Consider the following 23,042-nt stretch of genomic DNA (forward strand, 5'->3'; position numbering starts at 1 on the left):
GGACAGCGCCTGACGGCCTGTCCGCGTTCGCGTTTACTCCTCCTGGAATGCCTCCTCGCGCTTGGCCTTGATCGCGGGCAGCGCCACGACTGCCACCAGCGCCGCGGCCGCTATCAACAGCCCGAGCGACAACGGACGCGTCGTGAACACCGTGTAGTCGCCGCGCGACAGCAGCAAGGTGCGCCGGAAATTCTCCTCCATCATCGGCCCGAGCACAAAGCCGAGCAGCAGCGGCGCCGGCTCGCACTTCAGCTTATGGAACACATAGCCGATGAGGCCGCAAGCCGCTGCGGCGAAGACATCGAACACCGTGTTGTTGACCGAGTACACGCCGATGCTGCAGAACACGAGGATGGCCGGATAAAGGAAACGATACGGCACCGTCAGGAGCTTGACCCAGACGCCGATCAGCGGCAGGTTCAGCACCACCAGCATCAGGTTGCCGATCCACATGGAAGCAATCAGGCCCCAGAACAGCGCCGGGTTGCTGGTCATCACCTGCGGGCCGGGCTGGATGTTGTGGATCGTCATCGCGCCCACCATCAGCGCCATCACGGCGTTGGGCGGAATACCCAGCGTCAGCAGCGGGATGAAGGACGTCTGCGCCGCAGCGTTGTTAGCCGATTCCGGACCCGCCACGCCTTCGATCGCGCCCTTGCCGAACTCATGGGCGTACTTCGATGTCTTCTTCTCCAGCGAGTACGCCGCAAACGAGGCCAGCGAAGCACCGCCGCCCGGCAGGATGCCCAGCGCCGAGCCCAGCAGGGTGCCGCGCAACACCGCCGGGATCATGCGCCGGAAATCCTCCCTGCTCGGGAAGAGTCCGGTGACGCGGTCCGTGAAGGTCTCGCGGTGTTCCTTCTGCTCCAGGTTGGCGATAATCTCGGCAAAGCCGAACAGTCCCATCGCCAGCGCGGTGATGCTGATGCCATCGGTCAGCTCGGGCACATCGAACGAAAACCGCGCGGCGCCGGAGTTCACGTCGGTGCCCACGAGGCCGAGCAGCAGGCCAAGGACGATCATGGCCACTGCCTTGACGAGCGAGCCCGATGCCAATACCACCGCACCGATCAAACCGAGCACCATCAGCGAGAAGTACTCCGCCGGCCCGAACTTGAACGCCAGCTCGGAGAGCGGCGTGGCAAACGCGGCCAGGATCAGCGTGGCGACGCTGCCCGCGAAGAACGAACCCAGCCCGGCGGTGGCCAGCGCCACGCCGGCACGGCCGCGGCGCGCCATCTGGTAGCCGTCCAGCGTGGTCACCACGGCGGACGACTCGCCCGGCAGGTTGACCAGGATGGCCGTGGTGGAACCGCCGTACTGCGCGCCGTAGTAGATGCCGGCCAGCATGATCAGCGCGGCCACCGGGGGGAGCGTGTACGTGATGGGCAACAGCATGGCGATGGTCGCCAGCGGCCCCAGACCCGGCAGCACGCCGATCAGCGTGCCCAGCACGCAGCCCAGGAAGGCATAGGCCACGTTCTGTAGCGAGAGCGCCGTGGAAAAGCCGAGCGCGAGATGACTGAGCAACTCCATTCCATGGCTCCTAGTTGATCAGGAACGCCGGCCACACCGGCATCTGCAGGTTGATGCCGTAGACGAATGCCACGGTACTGATCACCACGAGCACCACGGCATTGAGCGCGGCACCCTTCCACGTGAATTCATGGCTGGCCATCGACGAGACGAGCACCAGCGCCAGCACCGACAGCACCATGCCGAGCGGCTTCAGCAGCAGGCCGAACAGGACCACGGAGCCCAGGATCCACAGCAGCGTCTTGATGTCCCAGCGCGCCATGCGATCCGCTTCACCTTCGCGGGACATGGACCCGGCCGCCACCACGGCGCCGAGCAAGGCCAGCACGATGCCGAGCCAGAACGGGAAGTAGCCCGGCCCCATCTTGGCGGCTGTGCCCATGGAGTAGCCACGGGCAACGAAGGAAAAGCTGAGTCCGACGATGACGAACATCAGCCCGGAAAGTAGGTCTGTCTGCCTGCGTATGCGCATGCGAGGTCTCCTTGGGGGCGCGCGGATCGGACGACGCGCAACGCGCCGACACAACCGACTCTGTTTTTGGAGTTCCGAAAGATACATCATGTTGTGATGTATTTTGGTGAAGACAAGGGTTATTCCCTAGAAATCCGTGGGGCCGGTTCCTGCGGTGGTGCCCGGGGCGCCACAATGAAAAAAGCCCGGCAGCCTGATGGGCTGCCGGGCTTTTGGCCGGGCTTTTGGGGGGGTGGCCGCATGGGGCGGCCAGGTCTGTCAGTCCGCCGTCGCCCCCGACCGCTTCACCACCGTCGACCACTTGCGGATCTCGCTGTCCACGAACTTGCCGGTCTCGGCCGGGGTCATCGGCATCGGCTCGGAGCCGCGGTCGGTGATGAATTTGCGCAGTTCTGGCGATTGCAGCGCTTTCACCGTCTCCGTGTTGAGCTGGTTGACGATGGCCGGCGGCGTGGCTGCCGGCGCCATCATCACCGCCCAGCCCAGCGCCTCGAAGCCCGGCACGCCTTCTTCTCGCACGGTCGGCACCTGCTGCAGCTGGGGCACGCGTTTCGCCGTGGTCACGGCCAGCGGCACGGCCTTGCCGGACTGGATCAGGGGCATGGCGGCGGTCACGGAATCGACCATCAGCGGGATCTGGTTGCCGAGGAAATCCGCCTGCGCCGGGCCGCTGCCTTTGTAGGGAATATGCACGATGAACACGCCGGTCTGCGCCTTGAGCATCTCGGCGGACAGGTGCTGCGTGCCGCCGATGCCGGCGCTGGCATAGCTGTACTTGCCCGGGGCCGCCTTGGCCTTGGCGATCAGTTCATGCAAGGACTGGAAGCCCGACTGCGGCGTGGCCAGGAAGACCAGCGGCACCGAAAACACCCCGGAGATCGGCGCGAAATCCTGGCGCGGATCGTAGTTGATCTTCTTGTAGAGCGTCTGGTTGATGGCCATCGCACTGCCGCCCATGACCAGCGTGTAGCCATCGGCCGTGGCTTTCGCGGCCACTTCCATGCCGATATTGCCGCCGGCGCCGGCGCGGTTTTCCACCACGATGGACTGGCCGAGCTGCTTGCCGAGCTTCTCGGCCAGGGCACGCGCGAAGATGTCGGTGGCCTGTCCGGGCGGGAAGGGCACGATCAGCTTGATGGGACGGTCCGGGTAGGCGGCGTGGGCGGTGCTGGCGATGCTGAGCAGCAAGGCGAGAAGGGTAGTGTGCGGGGTAGTGCGCGACGGCTTCAACGGAATCTCCTCAAATGATGGGCAATGACGTGACGTCTCTCGGTGGCGTCTACGGGCGAGATTCTACGCTCCCGTGCCCGCTCCGTGCCCGCTACCAGTCGACCCAATTTCGGGAAGCCACTGCCCGGGACGATTAGAATGCCGCTCCAACCGTCCACATCGTTGTATCCGAACACATGGCAGTCACGCATAGCAGAAAACAGGCCACGCTGATCGGGCTGCTCGCAATCCTCCTCTGGAGTTCGATCGTTGGCCTGATCCGGGGCGTCAGCCAGAGCTTTGGCGCCACCGGCGGGGCGGCGCTGATCTACACGGTGGCCTCGGCCCTGCTCTGGCTGTCCGTCGGCGCCGTCAAAATCCGGACGCTGCCGCGCGCCTACCTGATCTGGGGCAGCCTGCTGTTCGTGTCCTACGAGCTGTGCCTGTCGCTGTCCATCGGCTACGCCAACAGCGGCAGGCAGGCCATCGAGGTCGGCATGGTCAACTACCTTTGGCCAAGCTTCACGATGCTGGCCGCCATCGTCTTCAACCGGCAGCGCGCCAACTGGCCGATCGTACCGGGCTTCCTGATGGCGATCCTGGGGATTGCATGGGTGCTCGGCGGCGAGCAGGGCTGGGATCTGGGCGAGATGGCGCGCAACGTGCAGGACAACCCGCTCAGCTACGGCCTGGCGTTCGTCGGCGCCGTGATCTGGGCCGGCTATTGCACGGTGACCAGCCGCATCGCGCAAGGCAAGAACGCCATCACGCTGTTCTTCATGCTCACGGCGCTCGCCCTGTGGGGCAAGTACCTGTTCACCCATGGGGAGACGATGGTGTTCAGCTATGCCGGCCTGATCTACCTGGCGCTGGCGGCCTGCGCGATGGGCTTCGGCTATGCGGCGTGGAACGTCGGCATCCTGCATGGCAACGTGACTGTGCTGGCCGGCGCCTCGTACTTTATTCCGGTGCTCTCTGCGGCGCTGGCGGCGGCGCTGTTGCAGACGCCGCTGTCCCTCGCGTTCTGGAAGGGCGCGTCGATGGTCTGTGGCGGGTCCATCCTCTGTTGGCTGGCCACGCGACGCGTGGACCAGCCTAAGTAGCCCCGACAGCGCCCTTACTCCAGCACAATCCCCCGCGCCTTCACCAGCGCGCCCCACTTGGCCACTTCGCTGTCGATGAATCCGGCAAAGTCGGCGCTGGTGCCGGGCGCCGGCTGCAGCCCGAGCGCCAGCAGCCGCTTGGTGACCTCCGGGTCGCCCAGCGCCTGCGTCGCATCCCGGTTCACCTGCTGGACGATGGCCGCCGGCGTGCGCGCCGGGGCGACGATTCCGAACCAGCCGTGCCCCACCACGCCGGGCACGCCCTGCTCGGCGAATGTCGGCGCATCCCGATAGACCGGCGTGCGGGCCTCCGCCGCCACGGCAATCACGCGCAGCTTGCCGGCCTGGATGAACGGCAGTGCCGTGGTGATCGCGGTGAGGGTGGCATCGACGCGGCCGGCCAGCAGTTCCGTGTAGGCGGTGGCGTCGCCCCGATAGTGCACGTTCAACGCCTTGAACCTGGCCTGCTGCGCGAACAGTTCCGCCGTCAGGTGCGGGCCGGAGCCGATGCCGGGCGAGGCGAACGTCACGCCATCGGGCTTCTTCTGGGCCAGTTTCACRAAGTCCGCCACCGTCTTGACGGGCGAGCTGGCGTTGACGATCAGGAAGATCGGCCCGAGCACACGCGGCCCCACGGCGACGAAGTCCTTGTGGATGTCGAACCGCTGCGACAGCCCCGCGCCCGTGTTGATCGCGAACGGCGCGGCGGCCCAGAGCAGGGTGTAGCCGTCAGGCGCGGCATGGGCCACCGTCTCGCTGGCCAGCCGCGTGCCGGCGCCGGGCTTGTTCTCCACGACCACCTGCTGGCCATACTTGCGGCTCAACGCCTCGGCCAGCACGCGCGCCGAGGTGTCGTTGGACCCGCCGGCCCCGTAGGGCGAAATCAGCCGCACCGGCTTGGCGGGGTAGGTCTCCCCGAACGCAGCGGGCGCCACGCCCGCCAGGGCCATGGCGCCGAGCAGGCGGCGGCGCGTCAGTTGTCGTGGCGTCACGCGGCACCTCCCGTGCGCTGGATGACCGGATACCGGTAGGCCTTGTCGAGGTGGGCGGCCTGCGGCACGTAGAGCCGCAGCGCCACGTAGAACGGCCCCGGCGGTGCCGGCAGCCAGTTGCCGTGCCGCGCCGGATCGGCCGGCGGCTGCGCGGAGAGCCACAGCGTGAGGCCCCCATCGGCACCGCGCTGGAGCGATGCCGAACGGTCCCCGAGCGAATAGCGGCCGATCGCGTTCGGCACCAGCATGCAGTCCTGTTTGTCGTACATCGTCAGCGACCAGAAGGCGCCGACCTGCGGCGGATTGTCGGCGGGGAAGTCGAGCCGGTATCCGTGCCGGCCGTCGAGCGGCTCGCCATCGCCGCTGCGGTCCGCAATCACGTACATCGCCTCCTGCACGCCCAATGCGCCGATATAGTTGCGCGCCACGTGCGCACGCTGTGCGAAGTTGTCGCCATACGAGTCGCGGACTTCGACCGACATCGCCCAGCCGCCGCCCATGTCCGAAGACTGGGGCACGGCCAGCGCCTCAAGCACGTTGTGCAGCGCCGCGCCCAGCCCATCGCGCTGGCTGGCATTGGGCACGACATCCGGACCGAGGCCGACGCTGGCGAAGCTTGCCACCAGCCCCGCCTCGGCAGCCGGGGGAGGATTCTCGCGCAGCGCCCGCGCGACGACTTCGGCGAAGCGTTGCGGATCCCCGAGCTGCTCGGCCGGATGCATGCCGGTATCGAACGGCTGCGCGGCGTCGGCGCCATCGAGCGTGGTCAGGTGCATGGCGTCCTGCAGCGCGTGCACCACCGGCAGGTCCGCATCGCCATCCACCAACAGGCGGCCGATCATCCAGACGCCATCGGTCGGGCAGGGCACGGCCTGCATGTCCGCCGGCACCTCGCCACGCCACGACGGCCCGTGCAGCAGGAAGCGTCCCGCCGCCGTGCCCGTGGTGCGGCTGCCGATATAGCCGAACGGGTTCGTGTAGAAGTCGAGCAGGCCAAGCACGTAGTAGCGCCCGTTGAAGTCCGGCACATGCAGCACAACGGGCCCCTGCGAGAGATCGAGCCACGCGTTGGTGTAGAGCGTGTCGTTGTTCGGCGTGACGACTTGCCGGTGCTGCGGGCCCAGCAGCTCGCGCGTGTGGATCACGTGGTTGATCCAGCGCAGCGTGGATTCGGGGCCGTCGCCAGCGAACTTGCCGGCGCGGTTGCGTCGCGGACACGTGGCCGCACGCATGCGCGCCATCTCGTACAGCGGCAGCGTGTAGATCACGGCATCGCGCGCCAGCGCGGGTGTGCCGGTTACCTCTTGGGGCATGGTGTCTCCTGTCTTGTTCTGATGGACTGCTCAGCCGGCGCGGCGCACGGCGGGAATCGTGTACTGGCCTTCCATGAATGCCTGAGCCGGATGATAGAGCCGCAGGATCAGGTAGAACGGGCCTGCCGGCGCCGGCAGCCAGTTGTCATCCTGCGTGGGCCGCGCGTGGCCCACCGGTATCACCAGCGTGCCATCGGCCTCCATGCGCAGGCCCGGCGTGCGGTCGCCCACGGCATAGCGGCCGATGGCGTTGGCAGTGAAGAAACGGTCCTCGCCATAGAGGGACACCGACCAGAACGCATCGGCCGGCGGCAGCATGCCCGGCGCAAAGCGCAGCTCGTAGGCGTTGCGGCCATCGAGCCGCTCGCCATCGGCGTCGAAGTCTGCCATGGCATAGACCGCTTCGTCCGCGCGCAGCGCGCCCAGCCCCTTCATGGCCGTGCAGGCGCGCAACAGCCAGTCGTCGCCATAGGTGCCGAGCCGCATGCTGTAGCCCCAGGCCTTGTGGCCCTGGCTGCGCGTGTGTGCCTCGATGATGGCCAGGCCCTGCTGGTAGGCGCTGCGCAGGCCGGCGACGACCCACGCCCGCAGCGAGGCGAAGTCGACATCCTCCCCGAGCCGCAGCCCCGCCTTGCGCAGCAGCGTGAACAGTCCCTGTTCGGCCGGCGCGGGCGGGAAATCGCCCATCGCGCGGTACAGGTTCTGGAAGAAGTCGATGGCCGCGTCGCCGCTGTCCTGCCATTGCTGAACGCTTGCGGGGCGCGCCGGCCCCGCGCTGCGCAGGATCTCGAAGCCCTGTTCGAACGCATAGGCGCGCGGGAGGTCGTCGGGGCCCTGCACCAGCGCGCGGCCGATCAGCCAGACCAGCGAGGTCGGCGCGTGTACGACCTGCGCGTGCGCGCCCGAAGGCTGCTGTCCGGGCCCGAGCAGTTGCACGTCCGCACCGGTGAGCGGCACGTTGCGCGGCCCGAGGTTCGTGAAGTTGTTGGTGTGGGCGTCGAGCAGTTCGATGACGTAGTAGCGGTCGGCATCAGGGAGCGGCGGCACGCGCAGCGTGACGGGACCATCGGCCAGATTCAGCCAGCCGCAGAAGTAGAGCAGGTCATTGGCGGGCGTCACGATGTCGCGGTCTTCGTGCGTCCACAGCCGCGCGCTGGCGGAGAGCGTGTTCATCGGCGCGCGGCCATAGCGCGTGGGCGCATCGACGGAAGTTTGCAGGCGGCAGGTGCGCAGCGTTTCGATCAGCGGATAGCCGTAGATCACGAGCGGCAGCGCGGCGGCGGCGACCAGGGCCTCCTGCGGGCTGGCATGGACGGGCGCGGCGAAGACGGGCGGTGCGGGATGGTTCATGTCGTTGGGCAAGGGGGAATGGAGTCAGCCGGGTTGGCGGAGCGTGATGACGGCGTCGGCGGCGCAGAGGCCATCGGCGCCGACGATGAATGGGTTGATCTCCAGCGTATCGAGCCGGTCCCCGAGGGCGGCAGCGGCGCGGGAGACCTTGACGAGCACCTCCGCCACCGCGTCGAGATCGAGGGGCGGGTGGCCCCGATGCCCGGTGCAGAGCGCCTCCGCCCGGCTCTGTGCGAGCATGGCGCGCGCGCGGGCGCGGCTCAGCGGGGCGAGTCCGAACGCCATCTGCCGGAAAATCTCGACGGCCGTGCCGCCGATGCCGGCCAGTGCGACGAGGCCGAACACGGGATCGCGCCGCACGCCGACCATGATCTCGCCCCAGCCGCGCACCATGCGGGCGATGATGGCGCCTTCGAAGTGCGCGGGCTGGCCATCGGCATCGCGCGACTGCAGCACGGCGGCTTGCACGCGCGCGAAGGCGTCGCGCACGGCGGCTGCGTCCTTGAGGTTGAGCACCACGCCGCCAATGTCGCTCTTGTGCAGGATGGTGCGCGAGCACAGCTTCACGGCCACCGGATAGCCGAGCGATTCCGCGATGCGCACGGCTTCGTCGGTGTCGTGCGCCACGCCATGCGCGGCCACCGGTACGCCGGCTTCGGCCAGCCACGCCATCGCTTCGGCTTCTGACAGCGCGGTAGCGTCATCGGGGAAATCGGGCGGGGCGATGGCAGCGGGCTTCGAGCTGTCCTCAGCCGGGACGCCAGCCAACGCTTCCATTGCCGCCGCCTTTGCGAGCGTAGCCACCGCTTCCATCGTGTGAGCCGGTTCGCGGAACACCAAACATCCACGGGATTCGAGCCAGGCGCGCTTCTCGTCGTCCATCACGCCCGATACCAGCAGCGGGGCGGACTCCGCTTCCGTGGCCAGCGTGGCCACGGTCTGCTGCAACTCGGTCCACAGGCGGGGCGCGTTGGCGCCGCCGGCCAGGAACGCCGCCACGCTGCCGTACTCGCCGCAACGCGCCACGCCGGCCAGCGCATCGAGAAAGATCTTCGGCTGCGACACGACCTGTCCGGTCACGTCGATCGGATTGGCGGTACTGGCGAACGGAATCGCGGTGCGCAACGCGTGGGCGGCTGCGTCGGGCATGGGCGGCAGCGGTAGCCCCAGCGACTCGGCGCTGTCCGCCATCATGATGCCGACGCCACCGGAGACCGTGACGATGGCCACCGGCGCCACGGCATCGGCCGGCAAGCCGCCGCGCGCGTGCCAGCGCGCAGGCCGGCGCCCACGCGCCAGCGTGTAGCCGAGGCGGAAGAACGCTTCCAGCGTTGGCGCGCGGTGCACGCCGTATTCGTCGAACACGGCCTGATAGACCGCATCCTCTCCCGCCAGACTGGCGGTGTGAGATTGCGCGGCGCTGGCGCCGGCAGCTGTGGTGCCGACCTTGGTCATCACCACCGGCTTGCCGGCGTCACGCGCGGCTGCCAGCGCGCGGCGCAGCCGTGCGCCGTCGCGGGCGCCTTCCATATAGGTCAGGATCACCCGGGTGTCGGGGTCGTGCGCCAGCCATTCGATCACATCGGCTACCTGCACGCCGGCTTCGTTGCCGGTGGTGACCCAGTGGCTCAGGCCAAGCCCGGCCTCGCGCGCCAGCGCAAACGCATACGCGCCGAACGCGCCGCTCTGGCTGACCAGACCGACTTCGCCCACGGGCGGCACGCCGGTCAGCGGGATGGGCGAGAACGTGGCGAACATGCGCGCGCGCAGGTTCATCGCCCCGAGGCAGTTGGGGCCGAGCAGTTGCACGCCGTGCGCCCGGGCGTTCGCCGCCAGCGTTTCTTGCAGCGCCGCGCCGCCGGCGACTTCCGCGAAGCCGGAGGTGAACACCACGGCAGCGCGGGTGCCGGCGCGGCCAAGCTGCGTCATCACGTCCGCCGCGCTGGCGGCGGGCACGGCCACGATGGCGAGGTCCACCGGCTCGCCGATGGCGTCGATGGTGGGATAGGCGCGCAGCCCCTGCACCGTGTCCGCGCCGGGATTCACCGGATAGACGCGGCCGGCATAGCCGAGTTCGCCGAGCAGGCGGATGGGCATGCCGCCCACCTTCTCGGGTTGTGTGGAGGCGCCGATGACCGCAATCGAGCGTGGACGCAGCAAGGGTTCCAGATCCAGCATGTTGTCTCCGTATGGCGCGGCGTGGGGCACCGCTTTTGCAGAAATATAGACCGATCGCCGGCGTTCCGATACCGGCCCGCCGACGTGCCTGCCGCTGGCGTCAGAAGCGGTGCCGCAGGCCCACGCTGATCGAGCGCGCGTCATCGCCGCTGCCCGGATCGATCGCGATGCTGTTGTTGGAGACGCTGCCGCCCGGGCTGTTGTGGACGTAGACCGCGCGCAGGTAGGCGGTGGTGCGCTTGCTCAGGTCGTGGTCCCAGCCGATGGTCATCGACCATGGCCGCTCGCCGCCGCCGAGCACCTGCCGCTTGAGCGCGGCGGCCTTGAAGGTGTCGCTCGCGGTGACGTTCCAGTTGAACGTGACGCCATAGTGGCGTGCCACGCGGGTATTGGGCAGGCGGCTGTTGGCGGTGCTGAACAGCACGCCGACTTCCACCGGCTTGAAGCGGTAGGAGCCGCCGACGAAGTGGTTGGACGTCAGCGCCGTCTCCACCTGCGGCGTGGCCGCGCCGGTGTACATCCCCTGATAGCTGTAGAACGCGTAGGCGTTGCCGGCCTCATAGGCCACGTTCATGCCGAAGTTCGTGCCGGAGCGCGGGGCGCCGGGTACTTCCCCCGGCGCCACCGCGGCGCCGAACGAGAACCCGCCCCAGGTGGGCGAGAAGTACTGCACGGCATTGTCGAAGCGCGCGCCATAGGCCACCTGGCCCGTGCCCTGCGACGCCGTGGCGCTGAGCAGGTTGAACGGCGACACCATGCCGTTGAGCAGGAACGGGTCCAGCCGCAGCAGCGCGTAGAACGATGGCGTGTACTGGCGGCCCAGCCGGAACTCGCCCCACGTCTCGTTGGACAGTCCCATCCACGACTGGCGGCCGAACAGGCGGCCATTGCCGAAGAACTCGACGCCGGTGTCGATATTGAAGCCCGATTCGACCAGGAAGTTGGCCTTGGTGCCGCCGCCCAGATCCTCGATGCCGCGCAGGCCCCAGCGCGACGCGGCCTGCTGGCCCTCGCGCATGCGCACCACGCTCTCCGACCCCTTGGCGTACTCGATCGATGCATCGACCACACCGAACAACTGCACGGTCACCGCAGATGCGCTGCCGCATCCCACGGCCAGCCCCATGCCGATGGCACGTTGCACGCTTCGCCAGCGGCTCGACTTCTCTCTCATTGCTGTCTCCCGTTCTTTGTTTTGGATGTTGTGCTTTGACGTTCGGTTACTGAGGCGTTACGCCGGACACCTTCACCACCTCGCCCCAAGCCCCAAGGTCGGCGCGCACCAGCTCACCGAGTTCGCCGGGCGTGGAGGGCTTGCCCGGCTTCAGGTACATCGCGGCAAAGCGCTGCTGTTCCTCGGGGGACTGGAGGATGCGGTTCACCTCGGCGTTGAGGCGATTGACGATCGGCGCCGGCAGGTTCTTCGGGCCGAACAGCGCTAGCCAGCTGGCCTGATTGAAGGGCGTGCCCTGTTCGCCCATGGTGGGCACGTCCGGCGTGGTCAGCCCCCGCTCCGGGCCGGAGGCGGCCACGGCCCGGATGCGGCCCGATTTCAGGTGCGGCACGGCAGAGAGCGAATCGGTGAAGGCAATCGTCACGTGCCCGGCCGCCAGGTCGTTGGTGCACTGGACGGCGCTCTTGTAGGGCACGTGCCGGAGGCGCATGCCGGTCTTGGCCTTCAGGTACTCCATGGTGAGGTGGCCGCCCGAGCCCACGCCCCAGGAGCAGTACGCCAGCTCCGTGGGGCTGGCCTTGACGTAGGCGATCAGCTCCTTGAGGTTGTGCACGGGCAGGGTGGACGTGACGACGAGCAGGTTGCCCCCGGGGGCGCTGGGCCGGGCGATCGGCGTGAAGTCCTTGAGCGGATCGTAGGGCAGGTTGGCCGTGATCCACGGGTTCACGGTCAGCGTGGCCGAGTAGGTGAAGAGCAGCGTGTAGCCGTCGGGCTCGGCGCGGGAAACCATCTCGCTGGCGATGATGCCGTTGGCGCCCGGGCGGTTATCCACCACCACCGGCTTCTTCAGCGCAATCGACAGTCGCTCGGCCACGAGACGTGCGGTCTGGTCCGTCACACTGCCGGCCGCAGACGGCAGGATCATGCGAATGGGCCGATTGGGGTAGGGCGCCGTTTCGGCATGGCCCAGCGCGGGGCCCAGGCCGGACAACGTGGCGAGCGTGGCGAACGTTGAGGCAAGGGTCGGTAACACCCCGCGCGTGCCAGTGTGCTGGCTTTTCATCATGCTGTCTCCGTCGCGGCGCATTGGCCGCGCAAGCCGGTACGTTGCCGGCATGTCGTGGTTGGGCCCACATGCAGTGGGCCCGGGTGAATGCCGCTCAGGCGGATGCCGGGGCGGCGGATTCGAGTGCGTCCAGCCGGGCGAGGTGCCAGTCGGCATCGCCGAACAGGTTTGCGTGCGCGGCCAGCCGCTTGTAGCAGTGGCCGACCTCCATCTCGTCGGTCATGCCCACAGCGCCATGGAGTTGCACCGCGTCTTCGCCGAGCGCGCGCCCGGCCGTGGAAACGAACGCCTTCGCGCAGGACACCGCGCGCATGCGCGTGGCGTCATCGGCCTGCAAGGTGGCGGCGGCGGCTTCCGTGATGGCGCGGGCCTGCTCGATGCTGACGAACAGGTCGACCAGCCGGTGCCGGATCACCTGATTGGCGCTGAGCGGGCGGCCGAACTGCTGGCGCGTCATCACGTACTCCCGTGTCAGGGCGAAGGCCCGCGTCATCGCGCCCACCGCTTCGGCGCAGGCCATGACGGTGGCGCGGTCGATGGCGGCCTGCACCATCGGCCAGGCCGCGCCGACCGGGCCGATGCGCGTGTCGTCCGCCACCAGCACGCGTCGCAGCGTCCCGGTGGCGGTCTGGCGGCCGTCGTAGGTGGGTAACGCCTGCACGCTGACGCCGCGCGCGCTGGCCGGCACCGCGAACAGGGTCAGCCCCTGGCGGTCGCGGCGTGTGCCTTCGGTACGGGCCAGGACCAGCAGCACATCGGCACATCCGCCCCCGAGCACGAGCGTCTTGCTGCCGTCGAGCACCCACTGCGCCGCGCCGCGCGGTTCGGCCTGCGTGGTGACGTCGAAGGCGTCGTGGCGGCCCTGCACCTCGAAGGCGGCCAGCGCGGCGAAGCTCTCACCGGCGGCGATGGCCTCGGCCATGGCGAGATGCGCCGCGCTGCCGGCGTTCGCCAGCAGCGGCGCGCACAGGGCGACGTTGGCCAGCCACGGCTCGGCCGGCATGGCCTGTCCCAGCGCCTCGGCCAGCAGGGCCTGATCCATGTCGTCACCGAGTCCGCCACAGGCTTCCGGCAGGCCGAGCGCCAGCCAGCCCATCTCGGCGAAGGTGCGCCAATGCTTGCGCGAGAATCCATCGGGCTCTGCCAGCGCGGCCCGGCGCTGCGCGAAGTCATAGCCGCGCGCCACAAAGCGCTCCACGCTTTCCTGCAGCATGCGGCGCTCTTCGATGCGCGCGTCGTCGCGGTCTTCCATGCTTGAGTGTCCTGTCATGTCGTGTGGAGGTGCCGTCCCTCAGAGTCCGAGTACCTGCTTGGCGAGCAATTCGTGCTGAATCTCGCTCGATCCGCCGGCGATGGTGTAGCCACGCGTCACGAAGCGGCGCGCCGAGGCGGCGGGCGCGTACTGCGAACGATCCGGCTGCGTGGCGGGCGGTTCGAAGTGCGCGGCGCGGTCATAGGCCAGCGTGTCCGGGCCGAGCGCATCCACCGCAAGGTTCTCGATGTCCTGGATCAGCCGGCTGCCGATCAGCTTGAGCATGCCGGTCTCCGGGCCGAGTGCGCCGCCGGCCCGTTCGAGCCGCCGGAAGCGCAGCACCGTGGCGGCCAGCGTTTCCAGCCGCACTTCGAGTTCCCGCAGCCGCCGCGCGAACCACGGGCGGCGCATCAGCGGTTCGCCGGCTTCCTCCACCTCGGCGCCAATCGCCCGCACCTTGGCCAGCCGCCGGCGATTCTCGGCCACGCGGGCGAGGTTCAGCCGCTCATGTTCCAGCAGGGACTTGGCGATCGACCAGCCCGCGTTCTCCTCGCCGACGCGCATGTCCACCGGCACTTCCACGTCATCGAGAAACACCTGATTGAACAGGTGCCAGCCGTGAATGCCGATCAGCGGCCGTACGCTGACGCCGGGGCTGCGCATGTCGATCAGCAGGAAGCTGATGCCCTGCTGGGCGCGCGCCTCGGTGTCGGTGCGCACGAGGCAGAACATCCAGTCCGCGTACTGGGCGTAGGACGTCCAGATCTTGCTGCCGTTGACCACGTAGACCTCGGTGCCGTCCGGGCGCGTGCGGCGCACCGCGCGGGTGCCCAGCGAGGCGAGATCCGAGCCGGCATTCGGCTCCGAGTAGCCCTGGCACCACCAGTGTTCGAGATTGAGGATGCGCGGCAGGAAATGCTGCTGCTGCGCGGGCGTGCCGTAGCGGATCAGGATTGGGCCGATCATTTCGATCGAGATGCCACCGGTCTCCGGCGCGTGGGCCAGCACCAGCTCTTCCTGCAGCACGGCGCGCTGCGCGGCGCTCCAGTCAGCCCCTTGCCAGGCTTGGGGCCAGTGGGGCGCGAGCCAGCCGCGCGCGGCCAGCCGGCGCTGCCAGTCGATCATCTCGTCCTTGCTGACTTCCAGCCCGAGGCGCACTTTCTCGCGCACGGGCGGGGGCAGGGCTTCCGCCACGAAGGCGCGGACCTCGTGACGCAGTGCTTCGAACTCAGCCATGAGGGGTCTCCTTGTCGGCGCAGGCATCGAACCATTCGGCCGGCGGTCGGCGCGTGCTGGCGGCGCGCAGGCTGCCCTTGATGGCGGCCACCGCTTCGGCGGGGAAGCCGGCAATCGTGGTGGCCAAGGTCTGGGCGCGAGCGACGACGTCCGCGTCGGCAATGACTTCCGTCGCGATGCCCAGCCGCAGCAGGTCGCTGGCCGGCACGCGCTCGCCCAGCAGGCACAGCCGGGCCGCCACGGCCTCGCTGTGCCGCAGGGCCAGCCACGCGATATTGCGCGGCGCATTCATGCCGATGCGCACCTCCGCGATCTGCAGGAATGCGCGCTCCCCGCAGACGAGCAGATCGCCAGCCAGCGCCAGCGCGGCGCCGCCGTTCACCGCGTGCCGTTCGAGCGCCACGATCCACGCCTTGCGGCTGCGCATCAGGCCGCCATGCACGCGGTCCCAGCGTGCTGCGAAGCCGTTCATGCCGGCCGGATGGGCCTGCAACGCTTTCAAGTCGAGGCCGGAGCAGAACGCGCCATTGGCGCCGCGCAGCACCACCGCCCGCAAGCCGGGCTCGCGTTCGAGCGTTTCGATGGCCTCGCCGAGCGCTTCGGCGGTGGCCATGTCGATGGCGTTGCGGGTTTCCGGCCGGTTCAGCGTGATCTCGGCCCAGCCCTCGTGCCGGTCGATCAGGATGGGGGTGTCGGCTGTCATGCGCTGGCCTCCGTGGTGTCGAGCGATTCAATGGCGATGGCGCGTGCCTGCGCCATCGTGCGGATCGCGACGTCGTCATAGCCGAGTTCGCGCAGCACCGCTGCGGTGTGCTCGCCCAGCCGCGGCACGGCGGGCGTGGCGGCGGGAGGCAGGCTGGCCATCGTGAAGGGCAGGCCCGGGAGGGCGATCTCGCCCCCAAGGCCGTCGCCGACGCGCATCAGCAGGCCGCTCGCCAGCACATCGGCGCTGCGTTCCACCTGCTGGTAGTCGCGCACCACGCCCACCACCACCTGATGGCGTTCCAGCAGCGCGCGCGCTTGTTCACCGGTGTAGCCGCGCAGGGCGGCGTGCAGCACGTCCAGCAGGGCAGGGCGGTTTTTCACCCGCAGCGGGTTGCTCGCGAAACGCGGATCCTGGGCCAGCGCGGGTTGTCCGATGGCATCGCACAGCCGCGCCCAGTGTTCGTCGAGATAGGCCGACAGCACGATATGGCCATCGGCCACGGCGATAACATCCGCCGCCGGCGCCGCCTTCGGCTGGCTGTTGCCGCTGCGCACCGGCAGGGCGCCCGAGCACTGGTATTCGGACCAGAGTTGCGCCTGGAGCTGGATGCCCACGGTCAGCAGCGAGGTCTCGATGGTTTCGCCCTGGCCGGTGCGCAGGCGCCGGAACAGCGCGGCGAGGATGGCGTTCGAGGTGGCGAGCGCCGTGGCGGCGTCGATCAGGGCGAAGCCGGCCTTCAGGGGCTGGCCGCCCGCTTCGCCTGTCACCGACATCATGCCGCTTTCGGCTTGGGCCGCGATGTCGAGCCCGGGCCGCAGGCGCGACGGACCGCGCGTGCCAAAGCCGGTGACGGAGGCATGGATCAGCGCCGGTTTCGCGGTGCGCAGCGTGGCGGCGTCGAGGCCGATCGATTCCATCGTCCCCGGCCGCGCGTTGTGAAGCACCACGTCGCAAGACAAGGCGAGCCGGCGGGCGGCTTCCGCGCCCGCCGGCTGGCGCAGGTCCAGCGCCATGCCGCGCTTGCCACGGTTGTAGGCCAGGAACATCGGGCTTTGCGAGCTGGTACCGTCGAAGCGCCGCGCGCTGTCTCCGCGCAGCGGTTCCACCTTGATCACATCGGCGCCCAGGTCGGCCAGCATCATCGCGGCGCCGGGGGCGGCAATGAACTGGCCGAACTCGGCCACGCGGATGCCTGCCAGGGGCAGGTCTTCTGGAATTGCCATCGATCTCTCGTTTCATGACGATGCGGGGCATCGATGGAAGGGGATGATGGGCCACGCATTGCAATGCCAATAGCCTCCGCAACACGCGGTGTGTGAACCCACGGTTAGCACCTCGGGTTATCACTGATGCCCGCAAATCCCGCTATGCTCGCGGAGCAGGGCGTTATCACACGGTCTTTCGGGAGGAGGCGAGTCATGCGTCTGAGCCAATTGCAGGATTTCATTGCCGTGGCGGAAAGCGGCAGCATTCGCGCCGGCGCCAAGGTGCGCGACGTGTCGGCGCCGGCCATCACCAAGAGCATCCGGCAGCTCGAGGAAGAGCTGCACGTGCCACTTCTGACGCGCACCACGCGCGGCGTGGTGCTGTCCCGCTTTGGCGATGCGTTCCTGCGCCGGGCGCGCCTGATCGCCACCGAGGCGCGCAAGGCCACGGACGAGATGACCCAGATGCTGGGCACGCGCAACGGCACGGTGCGCATCGGCGCCACGGGCGGGCCGGCCAACCTGCTGCTGCCGGCGGTGCTGAAGCGCTTCCGCACCCAGCATCCGGACGTGCAGGTCTGCATCGACAGCGGCGTTTATCCCGAGCATCTGGCCGACCTGCGCGCCGGCGTGATGGACATGGCGGTGAGCCCGATTCCCGATGAAGGCATCGAACGCGAATTTGTCTGCGAGACGCTGTACCACAACGATTCGGTGGTGGTGGCGCATCAGGAGCATCCGCTGCGCCATGCGCGGACGTTGCGCGAGCTGGTCAATTCCGACTGGGTGCTGACCGGTCGGCGCATGCAGGGCCCGGGCGCGGCGATCCTGGACGCCTTCCGCGCGCTCGACCTGCCGCTGCCCCGCGTGGCGGTGCGCTGCGACACCATCGGCATGATCCAGACGCTGCTGCAGGACCGCTCGCTGCTGTGCCTGCTGCCGCGCCAACTGGTGCCGGGGCGCCTGGCCACGGCTGGTCTGGTGGCGTTGCCGATCGAAGACCCGCTGCCGAGCCATGCGGTCAGCCTGATCTACCGCGCCGATTCGCCGATGACGCCGGTGGCGGAGCAGTTCGCCACCCTGCTGCGCCGCGAGGTGCATTACATGAGCAAGATGCCGGACAGCCCGCTGCGGCGACAGGTGCCGCACCCGGCACCTGCGGCCCGCGCCACCCCGGCCCCGATCGCCCCGATCGCCCCGATGGCGGCTGGCTAGCGCAGCCACCGCGCGCCGGGAACTCCCTGCGCCACGCAGGTGATAACCGGCGGTTCACAGCGAATATTTCCGATCCACCGCCAGGGCGCGCTGTTGCTGGCGCCGCAGGCTGCGCGCCGTGCCGGCCGGGGACTTTCCCCACTGACGATAGTGCGCCGTCTGCGCGTGAATATCCCTTCGCCAAACTGGGAGGGATGCCATGAACGAGATCGAGGATCGTCCGGCCGCACTGATCACCGGCAAGGGGATCGACCGCATTGCCGAGGGTGTCTGGCTGCTGCATGGACAGGGCCAGACCTTCGTCGCTGACGTCGGCGACGGCCTGCTGGTGGTGGACAGCGGCCCCGGCGGGTCCGTGACGGCCGGCATGATCGAGGCGCTGCGCACGCAGACCGAACTGCCGGTGATCGCGCTCTGCTACAGCCACGGCCACCTCGGCTACAACGCCGGCGTGCAGCAGTGGATCGACCATGCCGCGCAGCGCGGCGAACCGGCCCCGCGTGTGCTGGCCCATGTGAACGTGCTGGCGCGCCAGAGCCGCTACCGCGAAACGCAGCGGCTGCAGGAGCGCATGGCCGAGATCCAGTTCCGGCATCGCGCCGGGGCACTCGCTGGCAAGCTGCGGCATACCACGCCGTCCGAGACGTTCCGGGACGGCATGACCGTGGGCCATGGCGAACAGCGCGCGGAGATTCTTTGGGCACCCTCCGAGACCGACGACGCCGTGGCGGTCTGGCTGCCCGGCCGGCGGCTGCTCTATGGCGGCCCGGCCATCATCGATTCCATTCCCAATATCGGCACCCCGTTCCGCACCATGCGCGACACCGTGCGCTGGGCCGAGACGCTGGAGCGGCTGGCCGGCCTGCGCCCGCAGACCGTGGTGCGCGAGTTCGGCGCCACGCTGGAAGGGGAGGACATCTGCCAGCACGTGCTGCTGCACACGGCGCGGGCCTTGCGCTGGATGCGCCAGGAAGTCGTCCGCCTGATGAACGCCGGCTGCAACGAGCGGGAGATGCTGGCCGCGCTGCGGCCGCCGCCGGACCTGTTCGAGCAGCCGTGGATGCGGCCGACCTACGGCGACCCGAGCTATATCGCCCGCGATATCTATCGCTCCGAAAATGGCTGGTGGGACCGCAACGCCACCACGCTGCATCCAGCCCCGCCGCAGCAGGTGGCCAGCGAGATCGCGGCGGCCATCGACAACCATGGCGCGGTGGTGCGCCATGCCCAGGCGCTGGCCGCGCGTGGCGACCTGCAACTGGCGCTGCATGTGATCGACCTGCTGGCGCTGGCGCCCGGCGATGCGCCGCACGTGGTCGAGGCGCGCCAGCTCAAGGCGGAATGGCTGCGCGCACGGGCCAAACAGGTGCAGAGCTACGTGTCGCGCAGCCTGTACGTGGCTGCGGCCACGGTGCTGGAGGCGGGCGCGACGGCTGTGGATGACAACTTCGGCATGCATTGAGGGATGGCGATGACACGACTCCTTTCCCTTCCCGATGACGACGACACAGACGCCGGGCGCCGCAGGCTGCTGAAGTCGATGGCGATGCTTGGGCTCGCCGCCGCCGTGAATCCGATCCGAGCGACCCGTGCCGCCAACCCGTGGCCGTCCCGCCCGGTGCGGCTGGTGGTGCCGGGGTCCGCCGGCAGCGGTCCGGACCTGTTCGCCCGGCCTATCGCCGACCAGCTCGGCAAGGTCCTCGGCCAGTCCTTCGTGATCGACAACAAGCCCGGCGCCACCGGCATCATCGGCAATGACATCGTGGCCAAGGCCGCGCCGGACGGCCATACGCTGCTGTTCACCTACGCGGCGACGGTGGTCATCAACCAGACCCTGCAGCCGAAGATGCCGTATGACGGGCTGCGCGACCTGATCCCCGTGGTGCAGGTCGGCGGCGGCGGCAACTTCCTGGCGGTAACGCCGGACTTCCCCGCGCGCGACCTGAAGTCCTTCGTCGAGCACGTGCGCTCGCGGCCGGACGCCTACGACTACGCGTCGTGGGGCATCGGCTCCGGCGGCCATCTGACCATGGAGGCCCTGAAGATGCAGACGGGCATCCGCCTCCGGCATGTGCCGTACAAGACCGTGCCGCAGATCCTGAACGACATGCAGGGTGGCATCGTGCGGGTGGCCTTTGTCGATACCTCCTCGTCGGTGCCGCTGATCCGTGCCGGCAAGCTGCGCGCGCTGGCCATCAGCGGCACCCGGCGCGGGCCGGCCACGCCCGAGGTGCGGACCATGACCGAGCAGGGCTATCCATTCGAGACGAATAGCTGGTACGGCATGTTCGCGCCGGCGGGCACTAGCGCCGCCATCGTGCAGCGGCTGAACGCGGAGGTGAACCGGATCCTGACCAGCCCGGCCATGCGCGAGCGCTTCCTGCTGCTGAATATGGCGATGCCGCCGGTCAAGACGCCGGAGCAGTTCGCGCAGACCGTGCGCGACGATGTCTCGGTCTGGGGCAACGTGATCCGCACCAACCACATCACCGTCGACTGACCAACAAAAAGGGCGGGTGGGCGATGAGAGCAAGACCGCGCGGACCGATAATCTGCGCTTAAGGAAATCGCGGTAGGCTGTGGTCCCCACAACTGTGCCGACGCTCACCCGTGCGCCCGATGGACGGTCATCTTCATATCCACAACCTGACCGGCCATGGCCGGGGTCCCTATACCTTCGACGTGCCGCCGGGCAAGTGCACGGTGCTGTCTGGCGCGTCCGGCAGCGGCAAGAGCCTTTTGCTGCGCATGATTGCCGACCTCGACCCCAATGACGGCGACGTGCGGCTCGGCAATCTGTCGCGCGAGGCCCTGAGCGGACCGGCCTGGCGGCGCGAGGTCATCTATGTGGCCGCCGAGTCGGGCTGGTGGGCCGACGATGTGCGCGCCCATTTCGGCGAAGAGGACGCGATCGACCCCCGGCTCGACCAACTGGCCCGGCATCTTTGCCTGCGCGCGGACATCCTCGCGGCCCCCGTCAGCCATCTCTCCACCGGCGAGCGGCAACGCCTGGCGTTGCTGCGGGCTGTCATGCGCCGGCCGCGCTTCCTGCTGCTCGATGAGCCCACGTCCGCGCTGGACCGCGATACCACGCTCGCCGTGGAAGCGGTGCTGAAGCGGGTGATGACCGAAGGCATCGGCCTCCTGGTGGTCTCCCATAACGAGGAACAGGCGGCCCGGCTGCGCAATGCGCAGTTCCGGCTGTGCCAGAACGGGCTGGAGGCCGTGTCCCCATGAGTCCGATCCTGTTGACCACGGGCGATCTGGTGCTCGCCAGCCTGCTGATCGTGGCGGGCGCCGCGCTGTCGCTGGTGATGTCCCTGCACATCCATCGCACCCTGCTGTGGGCGGCGGTGCGCATGGTGGTGCAGCTGATGCTGGTGGGGTTGATCCTGCGGGCGGTATTTGAGCTGTCGTCGCCGTGGGTGACGCTGGTGGTGGTGCTGGCCATGATCCTGGCCGCCGCGCGCGAGGCCGGCAGCCGGCAGGAGCGCCGCTTCGATGCGCGCTGGCAGTTCATCATYGGGCTGGCCACGGTGAGCGTGCCCACGCTGGTCATCACGGTGCTGGCGCTGGTCACGGCGCTGCGGCCTTCACCGTGGTACGACGCCCGCCACGCCATCCCGCTGGCCGGCATCATCCTCGGGAATGCGATGAATGCCGCCAGCCTGACGCTGCAGGCCACCTTCACGGCCGCCTGGCACCAGCGCCAGGCCATCGACGCGCGGCTGGCACTGGGCGACGACCGCCACACGGCCCTGCGCCCCATCCTTCGCCAGGCCGTGCGCAGCGGGTTGCTGCCGACCGTGAACACCATGGCGGCGGCCGGCATCATCACGCTGCCCGGCATCATGACCGGCCAGATCCTCGCGGGGATGGACCCGATCGACGCCGCACGCTACCAGATCCTGCTGATGTTCCTGCTGGCCGGCGGCAGCCTGCTGGCGGTGGTGCTGGCCGCCTGGCTGGCCGCGTGGCGGCTGACCGACGCCCGGCATCGGCTGCGGCTGGACCGCCTGCAGGTGCGGTGAAGCCTGCCGCGCCGGCTTACCAGCGCGTGCTCACCGTGGCAATCACCGTGGCAATCACCGTGCGGCCGTTGCCGTAGTAGCACTGGATCGTCGAGGCGCTAGCGCGAGGCGCCGGCCACCCGCGCGGCAGGTTCGGCCAGGGTCTGCTCGAGTACCCGCAGGACTTCCTTCGCGGTATTTTCGGAATGCTCGCGCAGGATCTGCGGCAGTCGTGGGCGGCCCGCTTCGCGCAGGGCGGCCATGATGGCCTCGTGTTCCTCGTGCGATTCCTGCCAGCGCAGCATTTCGGTGTTGGCCGCGCCCCGGGCGCGATGCACCTTGCTCATCAGCGTGGCGTAGATGCCGGACAGCACGGCGTTGTCCGCGCTATCGACGATCAGCTGGTGGATTTCCTGGTTGATGCGGAAGTAATCCGTGCGCCGGCCGGCCGCATGCGCGTCGATCATGGACTGGTGCTTGCGCTCGATCTTCGCCAGCGCCGCATCGCTCATGCGCCGCGCCACCAGTCCCCCGGCGTGGGCTTCCAGCCCGTGCAGGGTTTCAAAGGTTTCGCGCAGTTCCTCGAGGTCCAGCGGCGCCACGCGATAGCCGATGTATTGGCGATGCAGCACCAGCCCTTCGGACACCAGCACCTTCAGCGCCTCACGCAGGGGCGTCTTCGACACGTCGAACGCTTCGCAGAACGCTTTCTCGTCCATGCGGACCCCGGGCGGCAGCTCGCCCTCCTGAATCATCGTGCGCAGCCGCGCCGCGATTTCGGCGGACATGCCAAGTGTGCGGAGTCGGGCAGTTTTGGGCAGCGCTTGTGTCACGGACATCACCAGAATGGGGAAATTGCACTGAAGCGAAGCGTATCACACCCGGAATTGGTGCTTACCCTATGCATATAAATCAATGACTTACGCGCGTTGTAATTACAGATTACGTATCCTATACTCCGTCACAGTTGCGCGACACCCGGATTAGAAACGCCTCGACAACGCAGCACCAAGGAGCAAGGAGAC

20 protein-coding genes are annotated in these 23,042 nt (G+C 68.7%); 6 read left to right on the top strand and 14 right to left on the bottom strand.

The genetic code is table 11. From position 1 onward, the window contains the following. Positions 1-33: 33 nt before the first annotated feature. The 3 genes from AC1DFU_RS03375 to AC1DFU_RS03385 form a co-directional block, all read right to left on the bottom strand. Complete coding sequence (locus AC1DFU_RS03375; protein ID WP_092297334.1) at positions 34-1,536, bottom strand: tripartite tricarboxylate transporter permease; 1,503 nt, start codon at positions 1,534-1,536, stop codon at positions 34-36. Positions 1,537-1,546: 10 nt separating this feature from the next. Further along, positions 1,547-2,008: a tripartite tricarboxylate transporter TctB family protein gene (locus tag AC1DFU_RS03380; RefSeq protein WP_441592928.1), complete on the bottom strand. Its 462-nt coding sequence runs from the start codon at positions 2,006-2,008 to the stop codon at positions 1,547-1,549. Positions 2,009-2,266: 258 nt separating this feature from the next. Then, positions 2,267-3,238 carry a Bug family tripartite tricarboxylate transporter substrate binding protein gene (locus tag AC1DFU_RS03385; RefSeq protein ID WP_441592929.1) on the bottom strand — a complete coding sequence of 324 codons (972 nt, stop codon included), beginning with the start codon at positions 3,236-3,238 and terminating at the stop codon, positions 2,267-2,269. A 176-nt stretch (positions 3,239-3,414) separates the two neighbouring features. Here AC1DFU_RS03385 and yddG point away from each other — a divergent pair, with 176 nt between their 5' ends. Continuing rightward, a complete protein-coding gene (gene yddG / locus AC1DFU_RS03390) occupies positions 3,415-4,320 on the top strand; it encodes an aromatic amino acid DMT transporter YddG (RefSeq protein WP_092297343.1) in 906 nt (301 codons plus the stop codon). A 14-nt stretch (positions 4,321-4,334) separates the two neighbouring features. Here the strand turns inward: yddG and AC1DFU_RS03395 are convergent, their stop codons facing one another. The 10 genes from AC1DFU_RS03395 to AC1DFU_RS03440 form a co-directional block, all read right to left on the bottom strand. Further along, positions 4,335-5,312 (bottom strand): Bug family tripartite tricarboxylate transporter substrate binding protein, encoded by a 978-nt coding sequence (locus AC1DFU_RS03395; RefSeq protein ID WP_092297346.1) that lies wholly within the window; start codon positions 5,310-5,312, stop codon positions 4,335-4,337. After that, positions 5,309-6,625 carry a DUF1254 domain-containing protein gene (locus AC1DFU_RS03400; protein WP_441592930.1) on the bottom strand — a complete coding sequence of 439 codons (1,317 nt, stop codon included), beginning with the start codon at positions 6,623-6,625 and terminating at the stop codon, positions 5,309-5,311. The genes AC1DFU_RS03395 and AC1DFU_RS03400 overlap by 4 nt, the downstream gene beginning before the upstream one ends. A 30-nt stretch (positions 6,626-6,655) precedes the next feature. Continuing rightward, positions 6,656-7,975, bottom strand: a complete 1,320-nt coding sequence (locus tag AC1DFU_RS03405; protein WP_441592931.1) for a DUF1254 domain-containing protein — start codon at positions 7,973-7,975, stop codon at positions 6,656-6,658. 24 nt (positions 7,976-7,999) lie between these two features. Further along, positions 8,000-10,153, bottom strand: a complete 2,154-nt coding sequence (locus AC1DFU_RS03410; RefSeq protein WP_477159820.1) for an acetate--CoA ligase family protein — start codon at positions 10,151-10,153, stop codon at positions 8,000-8,002. A gap of 100 nt (positions 10,154-10,253) precedes the next feature. Next, positions 10,254-11,327 (bottom strand): porin, encoded by a 1,074-nt coding sequence (locus AC1DFU_RS03415; RefSeq protein WP_441592933.1) that lies wholly within the window; start codon positions 11,325-11,327, stop codon positions 10,254-10,256. Between the two features lie 46 nt (positions 11,328-11,373). Next, on the bottom strand, positions 11,374-12,390 hold the full coding sequence (locus AC1DFU_RS03420; RefSeq protein WP_441592948.1) for a Bug family tripartite tricarboxylate transporter substrate binding protein: 1,017 nt from the start codon (positions 12,388-12,390) through the stop codon (positions 11,374-11,376). A 97-nt stretch (positions 12,391-12,487) separates the two neighbouring features. Beyond that, complete coding sequence (locus AC1DFU_RS03425) at positions 12,488-13,645, bottom strand: acyl-CoA dehydrogenase family protein (protein WP_255370895.1); 1,158 nt, start codon at positions 13,643-13,645, stop codon at positions 12,488-12,490. 39 nt (positions 13,646-13,684) lie between these two features. Then, entirely contained in the window at positions 13,685-14,881 is a 1,197-nt protein-coding gene (locus AC1DFU_RS03430) for an acyl-CoA dehydrogenase family protein (RefSeq protein ID WP_441592934.1), read from the bottom strand. Then, complete coding sequence (locus AC1DFU_RS03435) at positions 14,874-15,584, bottom strand: enoyl-CoA hydratase/isomerase family protein (RefSeq protein ID WP_092297361.1); 711 nt, start codon at positions 15,582-15,584, stop codon at positions 14,874-14,876. Before AC1DFU_RS03435 ends, AC1DFU_RS03430 begins: the two co-directional genes overlap by 8 nt. After that, positions 15,581-16,810: a CaiB/BaiF CoA transferase family protein gene (locus AC1DFU_RS03440; RefSeq protein ID WP_441592935.1), complete on the bottom strand. Its 1,230-nt coding sequence runs from the start codon at positions 16,808-16,810 to the stop codon at positions 15,581-15,583. Before AC1DFU_RS03440 ends, AC1DFU_RS03435 begins: the two co-directional genes overlap by 4 nt. A 195-nt stretch (positions 16,811-17,005) precedes the next feature. On the opposite strand from AC1DFU_RS03440, the gene AC1DFU_RS03445 reads away from it, so the two are divergent. The 5 genes from AC1DFU_RS03445 (at position 17,006) to AC1DFU_RS03465 (ending at position 22,038) form a co-directional block, all read left to right on the top strand. Beyond that, entirely contained in the window at positions 17,006-18,007 is a 1,002-nt protein-coding gene (locus AC1DFU_RS03445) for a LysR family transcriptional regulator (RefSeq protein WP_255370897.1), read from the top strand. Between the two features lie 199 nt (positions 18,008-18,206). Next, on the top strand, positions 18,207-19,469 hold the full coding sequence (locus AC1DFU_RS03450; protein ID WP_441592936.1) for an alkyl sulfatase dimerization domain-containing protein: 1,263 nt from the start codon (positions 18,207-18,209) through the stop codon (positions 19,467-19,469). A 9-nt stretch (positions 19,470-19,478) separates the two neighbouring features. Further along, positions 19,479-20,507 carry a Bug family tripartite tricarboxylate transporter substrate binding protein gene (locus AC1DFU_RS03455; RefSeq protein WP_092297465.1) on the top strand — a complete coding sequence of 343 codons (1,029 nt, stop codon included), beginning with the start codon at positions 19,479-19,481 and terminating at the stop codon, positions 20,505-20,507. 119 nt (positions 20,508-20,626) lie between these two features. After that, positions 20,627-21,244: an ABC transporter ATP-binding protein gene (locus AC1DFU_RS03460; RefSeq protein WP_092297370.1), complete on the top strand. Its 618-nt coding sequence runs from the start codon at positions 20,627-20,629 to the stop codon at positions 21,242-21,244. Beyond that, a complete protein-coding gene (locus tag AC1DFU_RS03465) occupies positions 21,241-22,038 on the top strand; it encodes an ABC transporter permease (RefSeq protein ID WP_441592937.1) in 798 nt (265 codons plus the stop codon). The genes AC1DFU_RS03460 and AC1DFU_RS03465 overlap by 4 nt, the downstream gene beginning before the upstream one ends. Before the next feature lie 98 nt (positions 22,039-22,136). On the opposite strand, the gene AC1DFU_RS03470 is transcribed toward AC1DFU_RS03465, so the two are convergent. Beyond that, positions 22,137-22,856 (bottom strand): GntR family transcriptional regulator, encoded by a 720-nt coding sequence (locus AC1DFU_RS03470; protein WP_092297376.1) that lies wholly within the window; start codon positions 22,854-22,856, stop codon positions 22,137-22,139. Positions 22,857-23,042 lie beyond the last annotated feature (186 nt).

This window comes from Cupriavidus sp. 10L45 (assembly GCF_056395225.1).